Source organism: bacterium (genome assembly GCA_023150945.1).
In the GTDB taxonomy this organism is placed as follows: Bacteria; Zhuqueibacterota; Zhuqueibacteria; order Zhuqueibacterales; family Zhuqueibacteraceae; genus Coneutiohabitans.
The window spans coordinates 147,497-167,175 of sequence record JAKLJX010000012.1 but is presented as its reverse complement, the minus strand read 5'-3'; the positions used below and the strand labels follow the sequence as shown (position 1 = coordinate 167,175).

At 58.1% G+C, this 19,679-nt stretch carries 19 protein-coding genes; all 19 read left to right on the top strand.

What is annotated here, in order from left to right:
* Window positions 1-18 precede the first annotated feature (18 nt).
* The 19 genes from L6R21_16610 (at window position 19) to hprK (ending at window position 19,655) form a co-directional block, all read left to right on the top strand.
* Complete coding sequence (locus tag L6R21_16610) at window positions 19-807, top strand: enoyl-CoA hydratase-related protein (protein MCK6560818.1); 789 nt, start codon at window positions 19-21, stop codon at window positions 805-807.
* A gap of 289 nt (window positions 808-1,096) precedes the next feature.
* The gene (locus L6R21_16605) at window positions 1,097-1,351 is read left to right on the top strand and encodes a hypothetical protein (GenBank protein MCK6560817.1); all 255 of its coding nucleotides are present in this window, start codon (window positions 1,097-1,099) and stop codon (window positions 1,349-1,351) included.
* Window positions 1,348-1,701, top strand: coding sequence for a hypothetical protein (locus L6R21_16600; protein MCK6560816.1), 354 nt, complete (start codon window positions 1,348-1,350; stop codon window positions 1,699-1,701). Before L6R21_16605 ends, L6R21_16600 begins: the two co-directional genes overlap by 4 nt.
* 74 nt (window positions 1,702-1,775) lie before the next feature.
* A complete protein-coding gene (locus L6R21_16595) occupies window positions 1,776-2,918 on the top strand; it encodes an acyl-CoA dehydrogenase family protein (GenBank protein ID MCK6560815.1) in 1,143 nt (380 codons plus the stop codon).
* Between the two features lie 22 nt (window positions 2,919-2,940).
* Window positions 2,941-4,218, top strand: coding sequence for an ATP-binding protein (locus L6R21_16590; protein MCK6560814.1), 1,278 nt, complete (start codon window positions 2,941-2,943; stop codon window positions 4,216-4,218).
* A complete protein-coding gene (locus L6R21_16585; protein ID MCK6560813.1) occupies window positions 4,215-4,841 on the top strand; it encodes a hypothetical protein in 627 nt (208 codons plus the stop codon). Before L6R21_16590 ends, L6R21_16585 begins: the two co-directional genes overlap by 4 nt.
* Window positions 4,838-5,683: an MBL fold metallo-hydrolase gene (locus tag L6R21_16580; protein ID MCK6560812.1), complete on the top strand. Its 846-nt coding sequence runs from the start codon at window positions 4,838-4,840 to the stop codon at window positions 5,681-5,683. Before L6R21_16585 ends, L6R21_16580 begins: the two co-directional genes overlap by 4 nt.
* A gap of 20 nt (window positions 5,684-5,703) precedes the next feature.
* Window positions 5,704-6,897 carry a thiolase family protein gene (locus L6R21_16575; GenBank protein ID MCK6560811.1) on the top strand — a complete coding sequence of 398 codons (1,194 nt, stop codon included), beginning with the start codon at window positions 5,704-5,706 and terminating at the stop codon, window positions 6,895-6,897.
* A gap of 294 nt (window positions 6,898-7,191) precedes the next feature.
* On the top strand, window positions 7,192-7,413 hold the full coding sequence (locus L6R21_16570) for a hypothetical protein (protein ID MCK6560810.1): 222 nt from the start codon (window positions 7,192-7,194) through the stop codon (window positions 7,411-7,413).
* A 2-nt stretch (window positions 7,414-7,415) separates the two neighbouring features.
* Entirely contained in the window at window positions 7,416-7,853 is a 438-nt protein-coding gene (locus tag L6R21_16565) for a HEPN domain-containing protein (GenBank protein MCK6560809.1), read from the top strand.
* A 10-nt stretch (window positions 7,854-7,863) separates the two neighbouring features.
* Window positions 7,864-8,718 (top strand): 3-hydroxybutyryl-CoA dehydrogenase, encoded by an 855-nt coding sequence (locus L6R21_16560; GenBank protein MCK6560808.1) that lies wholly within the window; start codon window positions 7,864-7,866, stop codon window positions 8,716-8,718.
* Between the two features lie 138 nt (window positions 8,719-8,856).
* The gene (locus tag L6R21_16555; GenBank protein ID MCK6560807.1) at window positions 8,857-9,996 is read left to right on the top strand and encodes an acyl-CoA dehydrogenase family protein; all 1,140 of its coding nucleotides are present in this window, start codon (window positions 8,857-8,859) and stop codon (window positions 9,994-9,996) included.
* 107 nt (window positions 9,997-10,103) lie between these two features.
* Window positions 10,104-10,583, top strand: coding sequence for a transcription antitermination factor NusB (nusB, locus tag L6R21_16550; protein ID MCK6560806.1), 480 nt, complete (start codon window positions 10,104-10,106; stop codon window positions 10,581-10,583).
* Window positions 10,584-10,757: 174 nt separating this feature from the next.
* Window positions 10,758-13,931: a preprotein translocase subunit SecA gene (secA, locus tag L6R21_16545; GenBank protein MCK6560805.1), complete on the top strand. Its 3,174-nt coding sequence runs from the start codon at window positions 10,758-10,760 to the stop codon at window positions 13,929-13,931.
* Between the two features lie 193 nt (window positions 13,932-14,124).
* On the top strand, window positions 14,125-14,592 hold the full coding sequence (locus tag L6R21_16540; GenBank protein MCK6560804.1) for a DUF494 domain-containing protein: 468 nt from the start codon (window positions 14,125-14,127) through the stop codon (window positions 14,590-14,592).
* Between the two features lie 241 nt (window positions 14,593-14,833).
* A complete protein-coding gene (gene topA, locus L6R21_16535; protein MCK6560803.1) occupies window positions 14,834-17,086 on the top strand; it encodes a type I DNA topoisomerase in 2,253 nt (750 codons plus the stop codon).
* Window positions 17,052-18,017, top strand: coding sequence for a tyrosine-type recombinase/integrase (locus L6R21_16530; protein MCK6560802.1), 966 nt, complete (start codon window positions 17,052-17,054; stop codon window positions 18,015-18,017). Before topA ends, L6R21_16530 begins: the two co-directional genes overlap by 35 nt.
* A gap of 197 nt (window positions 18,018-18,214) precedes the next feature.
* Window positions 18,215-18,553, top strand: a complete 339-nt coding sequence (gene raiA / locus L6R21_16525) for a ribosome-associated translation inhibitor RaiA (protein MCK6560801.1) — start codon at window positions 18,215-18,217, stop codon at window positions 18,551-18,553.
* Between the two features lie 121 nt (window positions 18,554-18,674).
* Complete coding sequence (hprK, locus tag L6R21_16520) at window positions 18,675-19,655, top strand: HPr(Ser) kinase/phosphatase (GenBank protein MCK6560800.1); 981 nt, start codon at window positions 18,675-18,677, stop codon at window positions 19,653-19,655.
* The last annotated feature ends 24 nt before the right edge of the window (window positions 19,656-19,679 follow it).

Sequence of the window (19,679 nt, the reverse complement as noted above, 5' to 3'; positions counted from 1 at the left end):
CAAATCGCGGGAACGCTTGTGGCTGCTTTCGAATTTGTCAAATATGACGGCAAGGATGCGATCGGATATCTGACTCTCGCCCGCCCGCCGGTGAATGCTTTGGGCCGCCAACTCGTAAGCGAGATTACAGTCGCAGCACAGCGCGCAAATCAAGATGTTCTTGACAAAAGACTCCGCGTTCTGATTGTGCGCGGCGAGGGCAAACATTTTTGCGCCGGCGCTGATCTCAAAGAACGTAAAGACATTTCCGAGAGTCAGGTTGAAAGCGTGGTGCAAGGCATTCGCGGCGCCGTCCAGGCGATTGCGGACATTAACGTGCCCACGATTGCGGCCGTGCACGGTTCGGCGCTGGGTGGCGGCATGGAACTCGCGCTGGCCGCGGATCTGCGCGTGCTCAGTGAAAACGCCACCATGGGCTTGCGCGAAACCGCGCTGGCGATCATTCCCGGGGCCGGCGGCACGCAACGGCTCATGCGGCTCATTGGTTATGCCCGCGCCATGGAATGGATTGCCACGGCGAAATTGTTCAATGCACAGGAATGCCTGGCGCACGGCGTTGCCAATCGTGTCGTGTCTGAAAGCGAGCTGTTGAATGTGACGATGCAACTTGCGGAGATGATCGCGGCGAACGGCCCGCTTGCCGTGCAGGCTGCGAAGGAGGCGATGCGCCGCGGCTTGGATTTGTCGTTGACCGAGGGTCTGGCTTACGAGCTGGAATGCTATCGCCGCATCATTCCGACCAGCGACCGCCGGGAAGCGCTGGCAGCGTTTGGTGAGAAGCGCATGCCGGATTTTCGGGGAGAATAACGACTTTGTGTCGTGCTTTTCGAGTGTATGAGAGTCAACAAATGGACAAAAGCCAAATACAAATTTGCCTCGTGAGGTTGAACGACGAATTGCAGTTGTTAGACGTGAAAGGTGAAACCTGCCTTTATGGCGGCGCGGTGATGTGTCTCGTATATGATGCCCGCCCGAGTACTAAAGACATTGACGCTGTTTTTTAGCCAGCCCAGCGAATGCGGGAGGCAAACAGGCGTGTTGCGGACGCGTTTGAGCTGCGGGAAGATTGGTTGAACGATGCCGTCAGGGCTTCGTCGTGCAACACCCACAACGGATTCTTTGGGATTTCTCCCATCTCAAAGTCTTTGTTCCCAAGCCGGATTATTTGTTGGCCGTGAAAATATTGGCCGCACGGGTCGAAGCGACGGACAGGCAAGACGTGGAATTCTTGATCAAAGCGCTGAATCTAAGAACGCCTCAAGAGGTGTTTGGCATTCTCGAAAAATACTATCCCCAACAACAAATCAAGCCGGCCACGCAATATTTTATCGAAGAACTGTTCGAATCATGACGACGCTGCGCGAAACCAAACAACGCATCGAAGCCGATCCCTCGAACTGGGTGGTTGCCTTGATGGATTTTGTCGATGACTTCCGCTATTATAAAAACCGTTCCGCTATCTCGCAATCGTTTGCGTTGAGCAACGAGAAATTCGACGCCATACTGGCGGCAACGGCGCATTATTTGTGCGATGAATTGAAAATTGAGACGCCACGTTGGGTTTTGGAAATACCTGCTTGCAAAGATCCCTGGTTTGTCTCCGGCCTGGAGAGCTTGAAAGCCATTGCCCTGGTGGAAAGCCCCCTGCATTTTCGCTTGCGCAAAATTTTTGTTTTGGAGAATTTCTTGAGCAGAGTTTAAACTGCAAAGCGGCGATGCGTTATTTTTTCGAGAGCCGGCTTCACCTGGACCTCTAACTTGAGAGAGACGATATGCTGAATTTTACCGATGAACAGCTTATGATTCGCGACACGGTGCGCGAATTCGCCAAGAAGGAATTGGAGCCGCAGGCGGCTGAAATCGATCAGACCATGGAGTTCCCCGCCGCCGCCCTGCGTCAGATGGGCGAGTTGGGCTTTCTCGGCATCCCGTTCCCGTCAGCCTACGGCGGCGGCGACCTGGACACGGTTTCTTTCGTGTTGATGATCGAGGAGCTTGCGGGCGCCTGCGGGGCCACAACCCTGTCGGTCGCGGCGCATTGCTCGCTCTGTGCGACGCCCATCTACTTGTTCGGCAGCGAAGCGCAGAAGCAGAAGTATTTGCCTGATCTCTTGAGCGGCAGAAAGTTTGGATCCTTCTGCCTGACCGAGCCGCACAGCGGTTCCGATGCGGCGGCGCTCACCACCACTGCCACGCGCCAGGGCGATCACTACGTTTTGAATGGCAGCAAAATGTACGTAACCAACGGCGGCTATGCCGGCACCTATGTGGTTTTTGCCCGCACCAACAACGAGGTGGCCAAGACCCAGGGCATCAGCGCGTTCATCGTCGAGCGTGAGTTTCCCGGCTTGCTCATCGGCAAGAAGGAAAATAAGCTCGGCTTGCGCGCGAGCGACACCCGGCAGATTTCATTCGACAGTTGCCGGGTGCCGGCCGCGAATCTGCTGGGCCGGGAGAATGACGGTTTCAAATATGCCATGCAGATTCTCGACGGCGGCCGCATCGGCATCGGCGCCATGGCGGTGGGGCTGGCGCAGGCGGCGCTCGAGCGCGCGGCCGCTTATTCGCGCGAGCGCAAGGCCTTCGGCAAGACGATCAGCGAGTTTCAGGCCATTCGCTGGTATCTCGCCGACATGGCCACCGAGATTCATGCCGCGCGCCTGATGGTGCAGCACGCCGCGCAGTTGCGCGATGCCGGCCAGCCTTTTGTGAAGGAAGCGGCCATGGCCAAACTCTTCGCCAGCGAGATGGCGATGCGCGCCTGCACCAAGGCCATTCAAATCTTCGGCGGCTACGGCTACCTCATGGATTATCCCGTCGAGCGCTACTGGCGCGATGCCAAGCTCACCGAAATCGGCGAGGGCACCAGCGAAGTGCAGCGCATGATCATTTCGCGGGAAGTGTTGAAAGAATGGTAGGTGACTATCCAGCATGATTTGCTTGATCGAAGCTCTCAATTATCGCTCGCTGCGCTGTTTAAGCCAGAGGCTCGCTCCCTTCAATATTCTGATCGGACCGAACGCGAGCGGGAAAACAACCTTCCTGGATGCCATTGCTTTCGTCGGCGACATGCTGAAGCATGGACCGGAGGAAAGCATTCGCCGGCGTGCGCGTTCGATTGAAGAAATGACCTGGAATCGACTCGGCAACCGCTTCGAGCTGGCCATCGAGTTTGCCTTGCCCGAACGTTTGCATGGCTCAAAGAATAACGGCGCTTACACAGAATGCCGCTATGAAATCGCGTTGGGTTACTCTTACGAGAATGAAGCTGCACTCCTGAACGAAGTCTTTTGGTTGAAGTCGGAGGAAGGGGTGACACCCCGTCGACATCAACCCCACGATGAGGCGCCTCAACTGAGATTGCATCTTGATTTCCCACATGAGAACCCGGTCGTGGATTCCGTCTTGATTCCGCCACGCAAGCATTCTCCGGCGGGATGGCGGAAGGTTGTCAATAAGATCAGCGAGTCGGGGAATGATTGGTTTAAAGCCGAGTCCGGTGACTGGAACAATCTCTTCAGGTTGGGGCCGCGAAAATCGTCGCTGGCAAATCTTCCCGAGGATGAGCAAAAATTCCCCATTTCGACATGGGCAAAACGACTTCTCATGGAAGGGATTCAGGTTCTGGCGTTGAACAGTCTGGCCATGCGCCAGCCTTGCTCGCCATTGACGCCGAAACGTTTTGTTCCAGACGGTTCGAATCTGCCCCTGGCTTTGCGTGAGCTACAGAAAGATCCGGCACGTTATCGACAATGGCTTGCCCATGTGCAAACGGCCTTGCCTGAGATTCAGGCAATTGAGGTTCAGGAACGGCAAGAAGACCGGCATTTGTATCTCGAGGTAGCCTATCAAACGGGAACCCGCGTGCCATCCTGGTTGGTTTCAGATGGAACGCTGCGACTATTGGCATTGACTCTTATCGCCTATTTGCCTTCGGAAGGTTCGATCTATTTGATTGAAGAACCGGAGAATGGCTTGCACCCAAGAGCAGTTGAAGCAGTTTACCAATCGCTTTCTTCAGTGTATGACAATCAAGTATTGGTTGCCAGCCATTCACCGATTTTTTTGAGCCTGGCAAAATTGGAACAGATTCTGTGTTTCGGCAAGACGCCGACTGGCGCAACAGACATTATCGCCGGAACGGAGCATCCACAACTGAGAGACTGGCGCGGAGAAGTCAACCTCAGCGTATTGTTCGCGTCGGGAGTTCTGGGATGAAAGATTTGATCGTCCTCGTGCCGGACAAAAATATGGAAGCCGCGGTCAGGCAACTGCTGACACGCGAGAATTCGCTTGGCATCAATAAACCTTCTTGCGACATTAGAGTGCATCCCGAAAGAGATGCCGGCGTTTTTGGCAAATGCCACGATTTCTTACGACCATTCCACAGGCTTTATCGTTTTGCCCTGGTCATTTTTGACCGGGAGGGATGCGGCTCACCCGAAACCGTCCAGGGAATCCAGCAAATTGTTCAAAAGCGCCTCGACGTAGCCGGCTGGCTTGGAAGAAATCAAATTGTGGTTATAGACCCGGAGTTGGAAATCTGGGTTTGGGCAGACTCTCCCCATGTCTCAAGATCTTTGGGGCTGCCGGAAGAGCAGCTCAAGGAAATGCTTGCGAGATATGAACGAGATGAGAATCAGAAACCCAAAGATCCAAAGGCAGCCATGGAAGAGGCACTCAAAAAATCGCGTCTGCCTCGATCCTCGGCAATCTATGCAAATTTGGCGGCGACAGTGACTTTGAAGAATTGCAGAGATGCAAGCTTTTCGCAATTCAAATCGACATTGGTGGAATGGTTCGGACGCTCACCATTGTCTGCAATTGAACGGTCGGAATGAAATTCGGTGACATCGACATCTTCCTGCTCTCCGACGGCACGTTTCGCCTTGACGGCGGCGCGATGTTCGGCGTGGTGCCCCGTGTGTTGTGGGAGCGCCACGACCCGCCCGATGAGAAGAATCGCATTTTGCTGGGATTGAATTCGCTGCTCGTTCTCCGTGGCGAAGAGAAAATTCTCATTGATTGCGGCATCGGCGATAAATTTGATGAGAAGTTCGCCAGCATCTACGCCATTCAGCGCGAGCATACCCTGTTGGATGAGCTTGCCGGCCACGGCCTCAAGCCTGAAGATATCACGCACGTCATTCTTTCACACCTGCATTTCGATCACATCGGCTGGAGCACGCGCCGCAATGCACACGGAGATTTGGAGCCGACGTTCCAGCATGCGCAATATTTTTGCCAGCGCGGCAACTACGAATACGGCATGAATCCCGATCCGCGCAGCCGCGCCAGCTATCTACAGGAAAACTTCGTGCCGTTGCAGCGGCACGGGGTGTTGCAATTCCTGGACGGCAGCGGAGAGGTTCTGCCCGGCATCGCAAGCATCGTCACCGGCGGGCACACGCAGGATCATGCCATTATCAAAATCAAAACCGCCGGCCGCACGCTTTGTTTTCTCGCGGATTTGGTACCGACGGACTCCCATCTCAGAACTCCCTATGTGATGGGCTATGATCTGTTTCCCCTGCAAACAATGCAAGTGAAACCGGTGATATTGCAGCAGGCCTTCGAGGAACAGTGGTTGTTGATTTTCGAGCACGGCGCGCACCTCAAAGCGGGGTTCCTGCAGCAGAAGGAGGGGAATTGGAAGATCGAGCCGGTGGTGTTTGAATCTTGATTTGAAAAGGAGAATTCGCCATGCCAACGCCATTTCGAGAAGTCGTAGTTGCCGGTGCATGCCGCACGCCGATCGGTGCGTTTCAGGGCGCGTTGGCGCCGTTTTCCGCCACCGAGTTGGGCGCGCTGGCGGTGAAGGAAGCCGTGCGGCGCGCGGGCATCGATCCGCGGCGGGTCGATGAAGTCATCATGGGTTGCGTGCTGCCTGCCGGCGTGGGTCAGGCGCCGGCGCGGCAAGCAGCGATCAAAGCCGGCTTGCCGGTCGAGGTAACGTGCATGACCATCAACAAGGTTTGCGGCTCCGGATTGAAGGCCGTGATGCTGGCCGCGCAGGCCATCATGGTCGGCGACGCCGAAGTGGTCGTCGCCGGCGGCATGGAAAGCATGTCCAACGCGCCCTATCTGTTAAACAAGGCGCGCGAGGGCTACCGCCTGGGGCATGGCGAGTTGATCGACAGCATGATCAAAGACGGTTTGTGGGACGTCTACAACAATTTTCACATGGGCAACGCCGCCGAATTGTGCGCACGCGAATGCAGTATTCCGCGCGGCCAGCAAGATGAATTCGCGATGATGAGCTACCGGCGCGCGCAAGCCGCGCAGGCAAATGGTCTGTTTCGGAAGGAAATCGTGGGCGTGCCCCTGCCGCAGAAGAAGGGCGATCCGATTTTGATCAGCGAGGATGAGGAACCGCAGAAGGCCAACTTCGAGAAAATGGCGGCCTTGCGCCCGGCCTTTGACAAGGAGGGCACCATTACTGCGGCGAATGCCTCGAAAATAAACGATGGCGCGGCCGCGGTCGTGGTCATGGCCAGGGAAGTGGCGGACAAGCTGGGCGTGAAGGCACAGGCCAAGCTGCTCAGTCAAACCGCCGCGGCCAAGCAGCCAGAGTGGTTCACGACCGCCCCGATCGATGCGATTGCCAAACTGCTCCAAAAATCGGGGTTCACGCTGGATCAGATCGATCTCTTCGAGATTAACGAGGCCTTTGCCGTGGTTGCGCTGGCGGCACAACAGCAACTCGGCCTCCCCATGGAAAAACTGAATGTGCACGGCGGCGCCGTGGCCCTGGGCCATCCGATTGGCGCGAGCGGCTGCCGCATTCTCGTCACCTTGATTCACGCGCTGCAAGAGTACAAAAAGAAGCACGGCATGGCTGCGATTTGCATCGGCGGCGGCGAAGCGGCGGCGGTGCTGGTGGAAAACGCCGGTTGATCAAGAAGGTGCACATTCGAATTGTTCAGCCAGCGAGAATACCGTGAATTCAGAAATGACCCAACAGCAACCTGAAACGTTGCCGCCGGAAAAGAACCCGGTTCCTCTGCTGCGGATTCAGCACCTGCCACGAATCGCGTCACCGAGCCGGCGGCCGCCGATCAGGTTCAGCAACAACCTCTGAACGCAAGGCTATCAGCGCCTCCTACTCATGTGGTCAGCGGTCACCACGTTCCGAGTGAGGTTTGGCAGTTTGCCGTTGCCAATGAATTGCTCCCACACTTGGAGACGGCGGTGCGATTGGTGTATGAGAGTTTTCCCATCGTCAGCAAGATCCGGTTTGAGCACGCTATTGATCCGGGGATTGAAAACAACAGTTGGATTACGATTGAAGTCGTGGGTTCTGAAACCGTTGCCGAGGTACTGACTCAGATGAACAAATTCGACCGGGAGATGATCAGTCAGGTTCCGGTTGAAAAGGGCGCCAGGATTTGTCTGGCGGTTGGAGGGCTTTGAGAGTGAACGCCGAAGCCTTCCTGCAGATCGCGCAGCAATTGCTCAAGCTGTCGTCAGAAGCGGCTTATCGCACCGCTGCCAGCCGTGCTTACTATGCGCTCTTTCATCGGTGTGTCGCATTGCTTTCGGGTTTGGGATTTGACACGGCAGTTGGTCCGCAGGCACATGGTCAATTGCAGGGGAGAATCAACAATGCCGGCGTAAGCGAATGCCAGCAGCTCTACCGAATGTTGCATCGCCTCGATGACCGCCGGCGTCTGGCTGATTACGATTTGCATTCTCAGGAATTCCATTCGCAGGCAACCGTCGCGCTCTTGGTTGCGTCCGCGGGCCAGGGGATAGCGGTGATTGAAAGTTGTGAAAAATCCCCGGAACTGCGCCGGCTGATACGCGGCGGTATGCAAGTATACGAGAGCAGATTGAAGAGCTCAGAGTCATAAGGAAAAACGCATGCACAACTTCGGCGTCATTGGCGCCGGCACGATGGGCAACGGTATTGCTCATGTGTTCGCGCAATTCGGCTACCACGTCACCCTGGTGGATGTGAAGCAGGAGCTGCTCGCACGCGCGCTCGCCACCATCAAAAGCAATCTCGAACGGCAGGTCAAGAAAGGCAGCCTGACGCCGGAGGACGCGGCGGCGGCTCTCGCCCGCCTCACGCCGGCGGTGAATTTGCAGAGTCTGAGCGCCTGCGAGCTGATCGTCGAGGCGGCGACGGAGGATGTCACCCTCAAGAAGAAGATCTTTGCGGAGCTGGATGCGCTGAGTCCGGCCCAAACCATTTTGGCCAGCAATACGTCTTCTATTGCAATCACCGAACTGGCGGCCGCGACGCGACGGCCGGAAAAAGTGATCGGCATGCACTTTTTCAATCCCGTGCCGGTGATGAAACTGGTTGAAGTCATTCGCGGCCTGGCGACCAGTACCGAAACTTTCACCTCGGTCATGCAGTTGAGCGAGAAGCTCGGTAAAACGCCGGTGGCGGTGAACGACTTTCCCGGTTTTGTTTCCAATCGCGTGCTCATGCCAATGATCAACGAGGCGATCTACTGCGTGATGGAAGGCGTGGCCGAGCCGGAAGCCGTCGATCGCGTGATGCAGCTCGGCATGAATCATCCCATGGGGCCGCTCACGCTCGCCGATTTCATCGGCCTGGATGTTTGTCTGCACATCATGACGGTTTTGCACACCCAGCTCGGCGACGACAAATATCGCCCGTGTCCGCTGTTGCGCAAAATGGTCGCGGCCGGGCATCTGGGGCGCAAGACGGGCAGAGGATTCTACTCATACACGCCGGCCACGTGATGCGGCCGCGGGCGCCCGGTTTGCGCTGCGACGCAGGTGCCGCGGCCGCGAATTCTGCCGAGCGGCGCGCCGCCGCCGGCGCATGCGATTCACCCTCCAGACATCATTCAACCACTTTGAGAGAGGAGTGCCGGCACAATGGATTTCAATTTGACGGATGAACACCAGCATATTCGCGACGAGATTCGCCGCTTCGCCGAGCAGGAACTCGCCCCGGACGCGGCGGAACGCGATGCCCAGGAGAAATTTCCGCACCGCCAGATCAAGGAACTGGGACGGCTGGGCTACCTGGGCATGACGACGCCGGTGCAATACGGCGGGCAGGGCGCCGACATGGTCTCGTATGCGATCGTCATCGAGGAACTGTCGCGCGTCGATGCCTCGGCGGGCGTGGTGGTGTCGGTCAACAACTCGCTGGTTTGCTATGGCCTCGAAAAATTCGCCAGCGAGGCGCTGAAACAGAAATACCTGATCCCGCTGGCGCGGGGCGAACGCCTCGGCGCCTACTGCCTGTCAGAACCCGGCACCGGCAGCGACGCCGGCAATCTGCAAACCACCGCCGAACGGCAGGGCGACCACTACCTCATCAACGGCACCAAGAATTTCATCACCAACGGTGTCCATGCCGATCGCTTCATCGTCTTTGCCACCATGGACAAGGCCGCCGGCCACAAAGGCGTCAGCGCTTTCGTGGTGGAGAAGGAGAGGCCGGGATTTTCCGTCGGCAAGAAGGAAAAGAAGCTCGGCATTCGCAGCAGCGACACCGCGATGTTGAATTTCGACAATGTGAAGGTGCCGGCGGAAAATCTCATCGGCGCAGAGCGTCAGGGCTTCCGCATCGCCATGACGATTCTGGATTGCGGCCGCATCGGCATTGCCGCACAGGCCGTGGGGATTGCCCAAGCCGCCCTGGAGGCCGCGGTGAAATACGCCAAGGAGCGCGTGCAGTTCGGCCGGCCGCTGGCGGATTTCCAGGCGATTCAATTCATGCTGGCGGACATGGCCACCGCGGTGGAAGCGGCGCGTCTGCTGGTGTATCGCGCCGCCACCATCAAAGACGAAGGCCGGGATTTTTCCACGGCAGCGGCGCAGGCCAAGCTCTATGCCGCGCAGGTGGCGGTGCAATGCGGCGTGCAGGCGGTGCAAATCTACGGCGGTGCCGGCTACCTGAAGGATTATCCCGTCGAGCGCTTCATGCGCGACGCGCGCATCACCGAAATTTATGAAGGAACCTCGGAGATTCAGAAGCTGGTCATAGCGCGCAGCCTGCTGAAATAATGGTTTGCTCTGAATCCGGACTTCCTTATATTGCGGCGGTTGCAAAAACTGTCATGCAAACAGCAGTACCGATAAGTTGATCAGTCATATCATTCTTTGTCATTCGTATGTCACCCTTGAGTGATCGGCGCCGGGCGCGCGAGCTGACGTTGCAGGCCTGTTACGCGCATGAATTGTCGGAAAACGAGCCGGCTGCGATTGTCGCCGACGTCATCTTGAGCAAGACCGAAGCCGCACCGGTGTTGACCTTTGCCGAGGACTTGTTCCGGCTGACGGTCGAGCGCAAGGATGAGTTCGACCAGCTCATCAAGCAAAAAGCGGTGAATTGGGAGTTCAACCGCATTGCGATTTTGGACAAGCTCATTCTGCGCATGGCCATCTGCGAATTTCTCTACTTCGAAGACATCCCTCCCAAAGTGTCCATCGACGAGGCGATCGAGATCGCCAAAAAATTCAGCACGGAAAAGAGCGGGCGGTTTGTCAACGGCATTCTCGATGCGGTCTTGATCGATTTGCGCAAAGCCGGCCGTCTGCGCAAAAAAGGGCGCGGCTTGAGCGAAGGCCCGAAGCGCGACCCCGGCCATTGACCCCCCGGCGCCGGCCCGGTGAAACCGGCAGACCAGCGCGGGCGTGGAAAGGTTGCCGCCGGCTTTGCCGGCGCCGCGGACAACATTCCTCACCGGCATGGACTATCAATTGAATGCTTTTGCCATGGCAGGCAAAAGCGAGTTTAGGACGCCAGAATCAGCGAGTCAGAGGGCATGAATCTCCTCACCAAATTCTTTGGCAATAAACACGAGCGGGACATCAAACGGATTCAACCGATCGTCGCCGAAATCAATCGCATTTATGTGACCTTGCGTGATCTCAGCGACGAGGAGTTGCGGGCCAAAACCCTGGAATTTCGGCAGCACATCCAGGAGGTCACGAAAGACGTCGCCGCCGAAATCGCGCAATTGAATGCGTTGCTGCGCGGCGAAGAACCACCGGCCGACAACGGCCGGGAGCACGCCAGCGAGCTGGGCCGACGGACAATGGAGGAAATCCGCGACCGGCTGGCCGAGGCGGAGGAGGAGGAGCGCGAGCTGCTGCGCGAAGCACTCGACGAGATCCTGCCCGAAGCCTACGCGGTGGTGAAGGAGACGTGCCGCCGGCTGTGCGGCCGAACCTGGAAAGTGGTCGGGCAGGAAACCGATTGGAACATGGTGCCGTTCGATGTGCAACTCATCGGCGGCATCGTCCTGCATCAAGGCAAGATTGCAGAGATGGCCACCGGCGAAGGCAAAACTCTGGTTGCCACCATGCCGCTCTATCTCAATGCGCTGGCGGGCAAGGGTGCCCATCTCGTGACCGTCAACGACTATCTTGCGCAGCGCGATTGCGAGTGGATGGGAGAGATTTTCAAATTCCTCGGCCTGAACGCGGCCTACATCACCAATCAAATGAATCCGCAGCAGCGCCAGGAAGCCTACCGTGCCGAAATTACCTACGGCACCAACAACGAATTCGGCTTCGATTATCTGCGCGACAACATGGCGATCCGGCCGGAGGATCAGGTGCAGCGCGGCCATTACTTCGCCATCGTCGACGAAGTCGATTCCGTCTTGATCGACGAAGCGCGCACGCCGTTGATCATTTCCGGCCAGGTGGAGCACGCCGGCAACGAGCAATATGCGGCCATGAAGCCGCGTGTCGAGCGGGTGGTGCAGGCGCAAAATCAGCTCGTCACCCAGTTGGTGAACGAGGCGGAAAAGCTGCTGGCCACCGGCGAGAAGAACGATGAATATGAGGCCGGCATCCGGTTGCTGCGCGCGGAACGCGGCGCGCCCAAGAACAAGCGCTTCATGAAGGCACTGCAGGAAACCGGCGTCAAAAAGCTCATCCGCGACGTGGAAAGCGATTTCCTGCGCGACAAGCGCATGCATGAGATCGATGATGAGTTGCATTATGCCATCGACGAAAAGCATCACACCATCGATCTCACCGAAAAGGGCCGGGAATTCCTCTCGCCCAACGAGCCGGAGATGTTCGTGCTGCCCGACCTGGGCGAGAAGTTGCATGAGATCAATCAGCGCGACGATCTCACGGTGGCGCAAAAAGAAGAGGCCAAGGCCCGGCTGCAGGAGGAATATGCCGCGAAAAGCGACCGCGTGCACAGCATCTCCCAACTGCTGCGCGCCTATTCGCTGTATGAGCGCGATGTCGAGTACGTGGTCAACGAAGGCAAGGTCTTGATCGTCGATGAATTCACCGGCCGGTTGATGCCCGGCCGGCGTTATTCCGACGGTCTACACCAGGCCATCGAAGCCAAAGAGGGCGTGCGCGTGGGCGAAGAGACCCAGACGCTCGCGACCATCACGCTGCAGAACTATTTCCGCATGTATCACAAGCTCGCCGGCATGACCGGCACCGCGGAAACCGAGTCGGCGGAATTCTTCGAAATCTACAAGCTCGATGTCGTCGTCATTCCGACCAACGAGCGCGTGCGCCGCATCGATTATGAAGATCAGATCTACAAGACGCGGCGGGAGAAATACAATGCCGTGATCAACGAAATCGCCGAGATGCACGGCAAGCGGCGGCCGGTGCTGGTCGGCACCATCAGCGTGGAAGTCTCCGAAACGCTCTCGCGCATGCTCAAGCGCCGGGGCATCCCGCATCAGGTGCTGAACGCCAAATATCATGAACAGGAGGCCAACATCGTGAAACGCGCCGGCGAGCCGGGCGCGGTCACGATCGCCACCAACATGGCCGGGCGTGGCACCGACATCAAGCTGGGCCGTGGCGTGGTCGCCCATCCCAATTGCGCGCTGGTGCAGCCCAAGCCGAATCAGGAACCCTGCCCGCATCTGGCGGAATACAAGTGCCATGGCAGCGTGCCGTGCGGTTTGCACATCATCGGCACGGAGCGGCATGAATCGCGGCGCATCGACCGCCAGTTGCGCGGGCGCTCCGGCCGTCAGGGCGACCCGGGCTCCTCGCGCTTCTATCTCTCGCTGGAAGACGATCTCATGCGTCTGTTCGGCTCCGATCGCATTGCCGCCGTGATGGATCGCCTGGGCGTGGAAGAGGGCGAGGTGATCACCCATCGCATGGTGACCCGTTCGATCGAGCGCGCACAAAAACGCGTGGAAGCCCACAATTTTTCCATCCGCAAGCATCTGCTCGAGTATGACGACGTCATGAACCAGCAGCGTGAGGTGGTGTATGATCGTCGCGGCAATGCCCTGCGCGGCGAAAACCTGCGCGAAGAGATTCTGGACATCATTTCGTCGTACGTGTCCGAAAAGGTCACCCTCTACGCCACCGGCGATCACCCCGACGACTGGGATTGGGAAAGCCTGCAAAACGCGCTGCAAAAGACCTTTTTGATGGCGATCCCCGCGGACGTGCGCAGCAAGCCGGGTTTAGGACGCGAGGATCTCAGCGCGGCCCTCACCCGCCTCGCCATCGAGGTTTTCGAACGCAAAGAAGCCATGCTGACGCCCAAGCTCATGCGCCAGCTCGAGCGCTTCGCGATGTTGCGCGCCATTGATGAGAAGTGGCGCGAGCACCTTTATGAGATGGATCAATTGAAAGAGGGCATCGGTTTGCGCGCCTATGGACAGAAGGATCCCTTGATCGAGTACAAGGGCGAGGGTTTCCGCATGTTCAAAGAGATGCTGGGCGAGATCGATGAACAGGTGTTGGAGTTCGTCATCAAGGCGCAGGTGGCGGAACCGCCGCCGGTGCGGCGGCGTATGCCTCCGCAGGTGACCACCGTGCACCATGCCACCGAAGGCATGGGCTTCGCTTCGCGCGGTGGCGCTCAGCCGCAGCCGCAACAGGCCGGCAAGCCGCAGCCAATCGTGGTGGAGCAGAAGATCGGGCGAAACGACCCGTGCCCCTGTGGCAGCGGCAAGAAGTACAAGAAGTGTCATGGCGCGCAGGCGTGAAAGGGGGACTCCGGGGCCCGTGGCCGGCAGGCGGGCTCGTGCCGGGAGGGGTTTCGGGATTGAGGCGCCGCGCTGTGCGTCAACTGTTTAATATTCGCTAACAAACCTTAAAACCTCTTGCTTTTCGGGATTTTTTTCTTAGATTGCGGCCAACTTTTGGAAGAGCAGTGAGGGGACCTGGAGGAACATTCGCATGAACGAACGCGTCGTTGAGATTTTGGTCTATATTATGGCCGAAATCCGCGGCAAAAAGTCCAATCCTGAGCGCCTCGAGTTGATTTCCCGCGATCTCCTCCAGCGCGGATATTCGCAGTCCGAAATCAGCTTTGCTTTCTCCTGGTTGTTCGAGCGCTACCCCAGCGAAACCGAAGAGTTGTTGTATACCGCCAGCTCAACCCGCCCGGGCTCAGTTCGCATTCTCCACGAAGCCGAACGCGCGATCATTTCCACGGAAGCCTACGGTTATCTGCTGCAGCTCAAGCAACTGCGGCTGTTGAGCGACCTCGAGATCGAACACGTCATCGAGCGGGCCTTGATGACGGGCGTCGCGACGATTACGCTGGCAGACATCAAAACCCTCGTGGCAGGTCACTGGTTCAACGCGGAGGGTTCCCATGACAAGGCGATGGTTTGGTTCGAAGACAAGTCGGTCATTCATTGATTGTGATCATCGGGCCGGCGGCTGCTGGCCCAACCCGTCTGTTCCGCACTCCTCCCAGCCGACCGGCAGCGCTGTGGTCTCGTCGCCGGCTTGCTGGCGCTCGCCACTGTTAAACACACCCGTGGCCACCCTTCTGTTTTGACCCCAGAGCCCGTCGTCTTCTCACGACTCTCGACCGGCGGAGGGAGTTGCGGTCTTTTGTTTCATTGCAAACGCAAATCAGCCTGCAACAAGGTTCATCATGGCAAAAGCATTAGTCATTGTAGAATCCGTAGCAAAAACCAAAACCATTGGAAAGTTTCTCGGCAAGGACTATACGGTCAAATCGTCGGTCGGGCATATCAAAGATTTGCCCAAACAACGCCTGGCGGTGGCGGTCGAGGATAGTTTCGAACCGGAATACATCACCATTCGGGGCAAGGGCAAGATCCTGACCGAGCTGCGCAAAGCAGCCGGAGACGTGGACAAAGTCTTCATTGCAACCGATCCTGATCGCGAGGGGGAGGCGATTGCGCGCCACCTCGCCGACGAAATCACCGCGCGCAATGAGAACGTGCTGCGCGTACGGTTCAATGAGATCACTGAACGGGCGGTGAAGGAAGCGCTGAGGTCGCCGCTGCCGATCGATGACAACCTGGTGGATGCGCAAAAGGCGCGGCGCGTGGTGGATCGGCTGGTGGGCTATCAAGTCAGCCCGATTCTGTGGCGCACGATTTTTCGCGGCCTGAGCGCGGGCCGGGTGCAGTCCGTGGCACTCCGCCTCATCTGTGAGCGGGAAGATGCCATTGACCATTTCGTTCCGGAGGAATACTGGACGATCGCGGCGGAATTGAAGGGCAAGAAGACTGCGCCATTTCTCGCCAATCTTGTCAAGATCGACGGCCAGAAGCCGGAGCTGCACAGTGAGAGCGAAGCCCAGGCCATCGCAGCCGAGCTGCGCGGGCAGGAATTCAAAGTCGCCGACCTGCGCAAGAAGAAAATCAGCCGGCAGCCAGCCCCGCCCTTCACCACCAGCACCATGCAGCAGGAAGCCGCAAAGCGGCTGGGGTTCACCGCCAAACGCATCATGATGATCGCCCAGCAACTGTATGAAGGCATCGAGCTTGGCGAAGAAGGCAGCGTCGGTTTGATTACCTACATGCGAACCGACTCGATTCGCGTGGCCGACGAAGCGGTGCAGGCCGCGCGCGAACTGATCGCGCGCGATTATGGTTTGGAATATCTACCCAAGACGCCGCCGAAATACAAAGCCAAGGCCGGCGCGCAAGACGCCCATGAAGCCATCCGCCCGACTGCCACGCAATACGCGCCCAAGGCCATCAAAAAATACCTGACCGACGAGCAGTACCGGCTTTACGAATTGATCTGGCAGCGTTTCATTGCCAGCCAGATGGAAGCCGCGGTCTACGAGCAAACCTCGATCGACATTACTGCCGGCCGCTGTCTGCTGCGCGTCGCCGGCTCCATCATCGTGTTTCGCGGCTTCTTGCAGGCCTTCGACGATTTCAAGGATGAAGAGGACGAAAACGGCGAGAACTCAAACGTGCCCACCGAACTCACCGTGGGCGAGCTGCTGACCTTGCTCGATCTGCACCCGGAACAGCATTTCACCAAACCGCCGGCGCGCTACAGCGAAAGCAGCCTGATCAAGGAACTGGATGCTCTGGGCATCGGTCGGCCGAGCACCTATGCCATGATCATCAGCACGCTCACCGCGCGCAAATACGTCGAGAAACAGGGCCGCCAGCTCGCGCCCACGGAGCTGGGCCGCACGGTGAACCGCATCCTGATTCGGCAATTCCCCAAAATCTTCAACGTCGAGTTCACCGCGTTCATGGAAGACGAGCTCGACAAAATCGAAACCGGCAAGAAAGATTTCCTGGAAGTCGTGCAGGAATTCTATCAGCCCTTCAGCCGCGCCGTGATGGCCGCCGAGGAGCGCAAGGACGTCATCAAGGACGAGTTGCAGGAAACCACCGAGGAGAGCTGCCCCAAATGCGAGCGCCCCCTGATCATTCGTTGGGGCCGCAACGGACGCTTCATGGCTTGCAGCGGCTACCCGGACTGCAAATTCACCCGGCCGCTCGACAGCCAGGAGGTGGCCACCGGTGAAACCTGTGAAAACTGCGGCAAGGAAATGGTGGTGAAAGTCGGCCGCTACGGCCGCTTCATTGCCTGCAGTGGCTACCCCGACTGCAAGACGGCAAAGCCCTACCCCATCGGGATGGCGTGCCCGAAAGAGGGCTGCACCGGCCAGGTGGTCGAGCGCCGTTCCAAGCGCGGCCGGACGTTTTATGGCTGCAGCCGTTATCCGGATTGCGACTTTGTGACCTGGAACAAGCCGGTGAAGAATCCCTGTCCGGCATGCGGCAATCCCTACACCGAAGAGCGCTACACCCAGGCCAAAGGCCTGCACATCCGCTGCCCCAAATGCAAACATGAGCTGGAATCCGCTCCCGATGAAGACTACTTCGAGCCTGCCGCCGGCGGCTGAGAGCTTCGCCGGCTGGCTGGAGAGATTCCTGCTGTACCTGGGTGCCGAGCGCCGTGCTGCGCCGCGCACACTGGAAACCCGCGAGCAAGATTTGCGGCAATTCGGCGAGTTTCTGAGCAGCATGAATGCCGGCGTGGAGGTCAGCCGGGCCGGCGTGCGGCAATATCTGAGCGCGCTCTCCGCCGCCGGACTGGCGCCCGCAACCATCAACCGCAAGCTGGTGAGTGTGCGGCTCTTTTTCGGGTTCCTGGTGCGCGAAGGTGCCCTGCCGCACAACCCCACTGCCAATCTCGTTTCCTTGAAAAAACCCCGGCGCCTGCCCCGCTTGTTGCCCGCGGAAACGCTGCTCGAGGCTGTGCGGCTGCCGAATATCGCGACGCCGCAGGGTGTGCGTGACCGCGCGATTTTGGAGATGTTCTATGGCAGCGGGCTGCGGCGCCAGGAACTGGTCGATCTCAATGTGACTGCTCTTGATTTCGCCAATCAACAGATCCGCGTGCTCGGCAAGCGCGCCCGGGAACGGGTAGTGCCGATGGGGCGCGCGTTGCGGCTGGCGCTGCTGGAATGGCTGCGGGTGCGCGAGGCCATGGTTGAGCCCAAAGACAGCGAGGCACTCTTTCTCGATTTTCGCGGCCGGCGCATGTCAGCCGGCCAGGTTTACAACGCCGTGCGGCATTACCTCACCCAGGTGACGGGCCGCGACAAGGCGCATCCCCACGTGTTGCGTCACAGCTTTGCAACCCATCTGCTGGATGCTGGCGCCGACTTGATGGCGGTGAAGGAATTGCTGGGCCATTCCAGCCTGAGCACGACGCAAATCTACACCCACGTGACCGCCGAGCGGCTGCAGCGGGTTTATCAACTGGCGCATCCGCGCGCCGCAATGACGGTACCGGAGAAGCTCGCTGAGGGGCGGGAGCCGAAGCCATAATTGCGATACAACTCTTTGGCTGCAAGATTCGTCTAAAAAGCCAGAACCAGACTGGTCAATCAAAAGGAGGCCATTCCCAAGTCAGAAATCATGAAGTTCCTGCCTGCACTCACCCCAACGGGATGACAGGACAGTGCATTCAATCCACGTTCAGAGGTCGTTTTTTCTCCTCGAACCCCAACCCCAAGGAGGTTGCAATGAAACTCCACATCACGGCCCGCCATTTCACCGCGCCTGAGCCCCTCAAGGCTTTCACCAGACAGGAAGTTGCTCGATTGGAGAAATACTATGACGGCATCATCGAAGGAGAAGTGATTCTCTCGTGGGAGAAGCAAACGCAGGTGGCTGAAATTTTGGTCAAGGTGTATGGGCAAAAGCTGGCGGCGACGGAGAAAAGTGAGAACATCCGGAAGTCGATCACGCTGGCCGTGGATAAGCTGGAACGGCAACTGAAGAAATACAAGGGTCGCTTGCACAAACGCAGCAACAGCAAGGCGGAACGGGAATTCACAGAAAGACGCGTCGCCGCAATGTAGCAGAGAAAGAGTTTCACCGAGCTGCCCGGCCAACCGCCGGGCAGCTTCGTATGGGGCCGGCAATGGCAGCTGGCCGCTCACCAGCAGTCTCAAGAAAAGTGATGGGAGCAGGAGTCATCTGATGGAAAATCTCACCGTCGGAACGTTGTACAACGAAACACATTCGCGCCTGGCGCTCGAGATCGTCAACGGCACCTACAGCTTCCGGCGCGTGATCAAGGACGCCGATTTGCACCGGCCCGGCCTGGCGCTCTCGGGCTTCACCAAAGTTTTCACTTATGACCGCGTGCAGATTCTGGGCAACACCGAGTTGCGCTATCTCGATGAACTTACGCCGCACGAACGGCTGAAGGCGCTCAAGCCGGTGCTGAATTTCGACATTCCCTGTCTCATCGTCACTGACAACAACCCTCCGCATCACGAACTGGTGGAGCTTGCCAACAAGCGCGGCATCTCCGTCTTTCGCACGCACCTGAAGACCACGAAGCTGACCCATCTGCTGAGCGAATACCTCGATGAAAAATTCGCGCCGAAGATCACGGTGCACGGCTCATTGGTGGACGTGTACGGCATCGGCGTGTTGTTCACCGGGCGCAGCGGCATCGGCAAGAGCGAAATCGCGCTCGATTTGGTGGAACGCGGACACCGGCTGGTGGCCGATGACGTCGTGCAGATCAGCCGCAAAGCCGCCGGAATTTTGATCGGCCAGGGTACGGAGCTGTTGCAGCATCATATGGAAATCCGCGGCTTGGGCATCATCGACGTGCGCAGCATCTTCGGCATCCGCTCGATCCGTGCACAAAAACGCGTCGAAGTCGAAGTCCACCTCGAAGAGTGGGACAGCAAGGAAGACTACGACCGCATCGGCATCGATGAGCAAAGGACGACGATTCTCGAAGTCGAGATCCCCTACGTCAAGCTGCCGATCTTCCCCGGCAAGAACATCACGGTCATCGCCGAGGTCATCGCGCTGAATCAGTTGCTGAAAATCGCGGGGCACCACATGGCGCGCGACTTCAATGAAAAGCTGGTGCGCAAGATTCAGGAGCGCACCGAGGATCATCTCGAACTGGAGAAATATCTGCAGCGCGATTTCGAATAAGCCCGCTTCGGCATGCCACTGGCC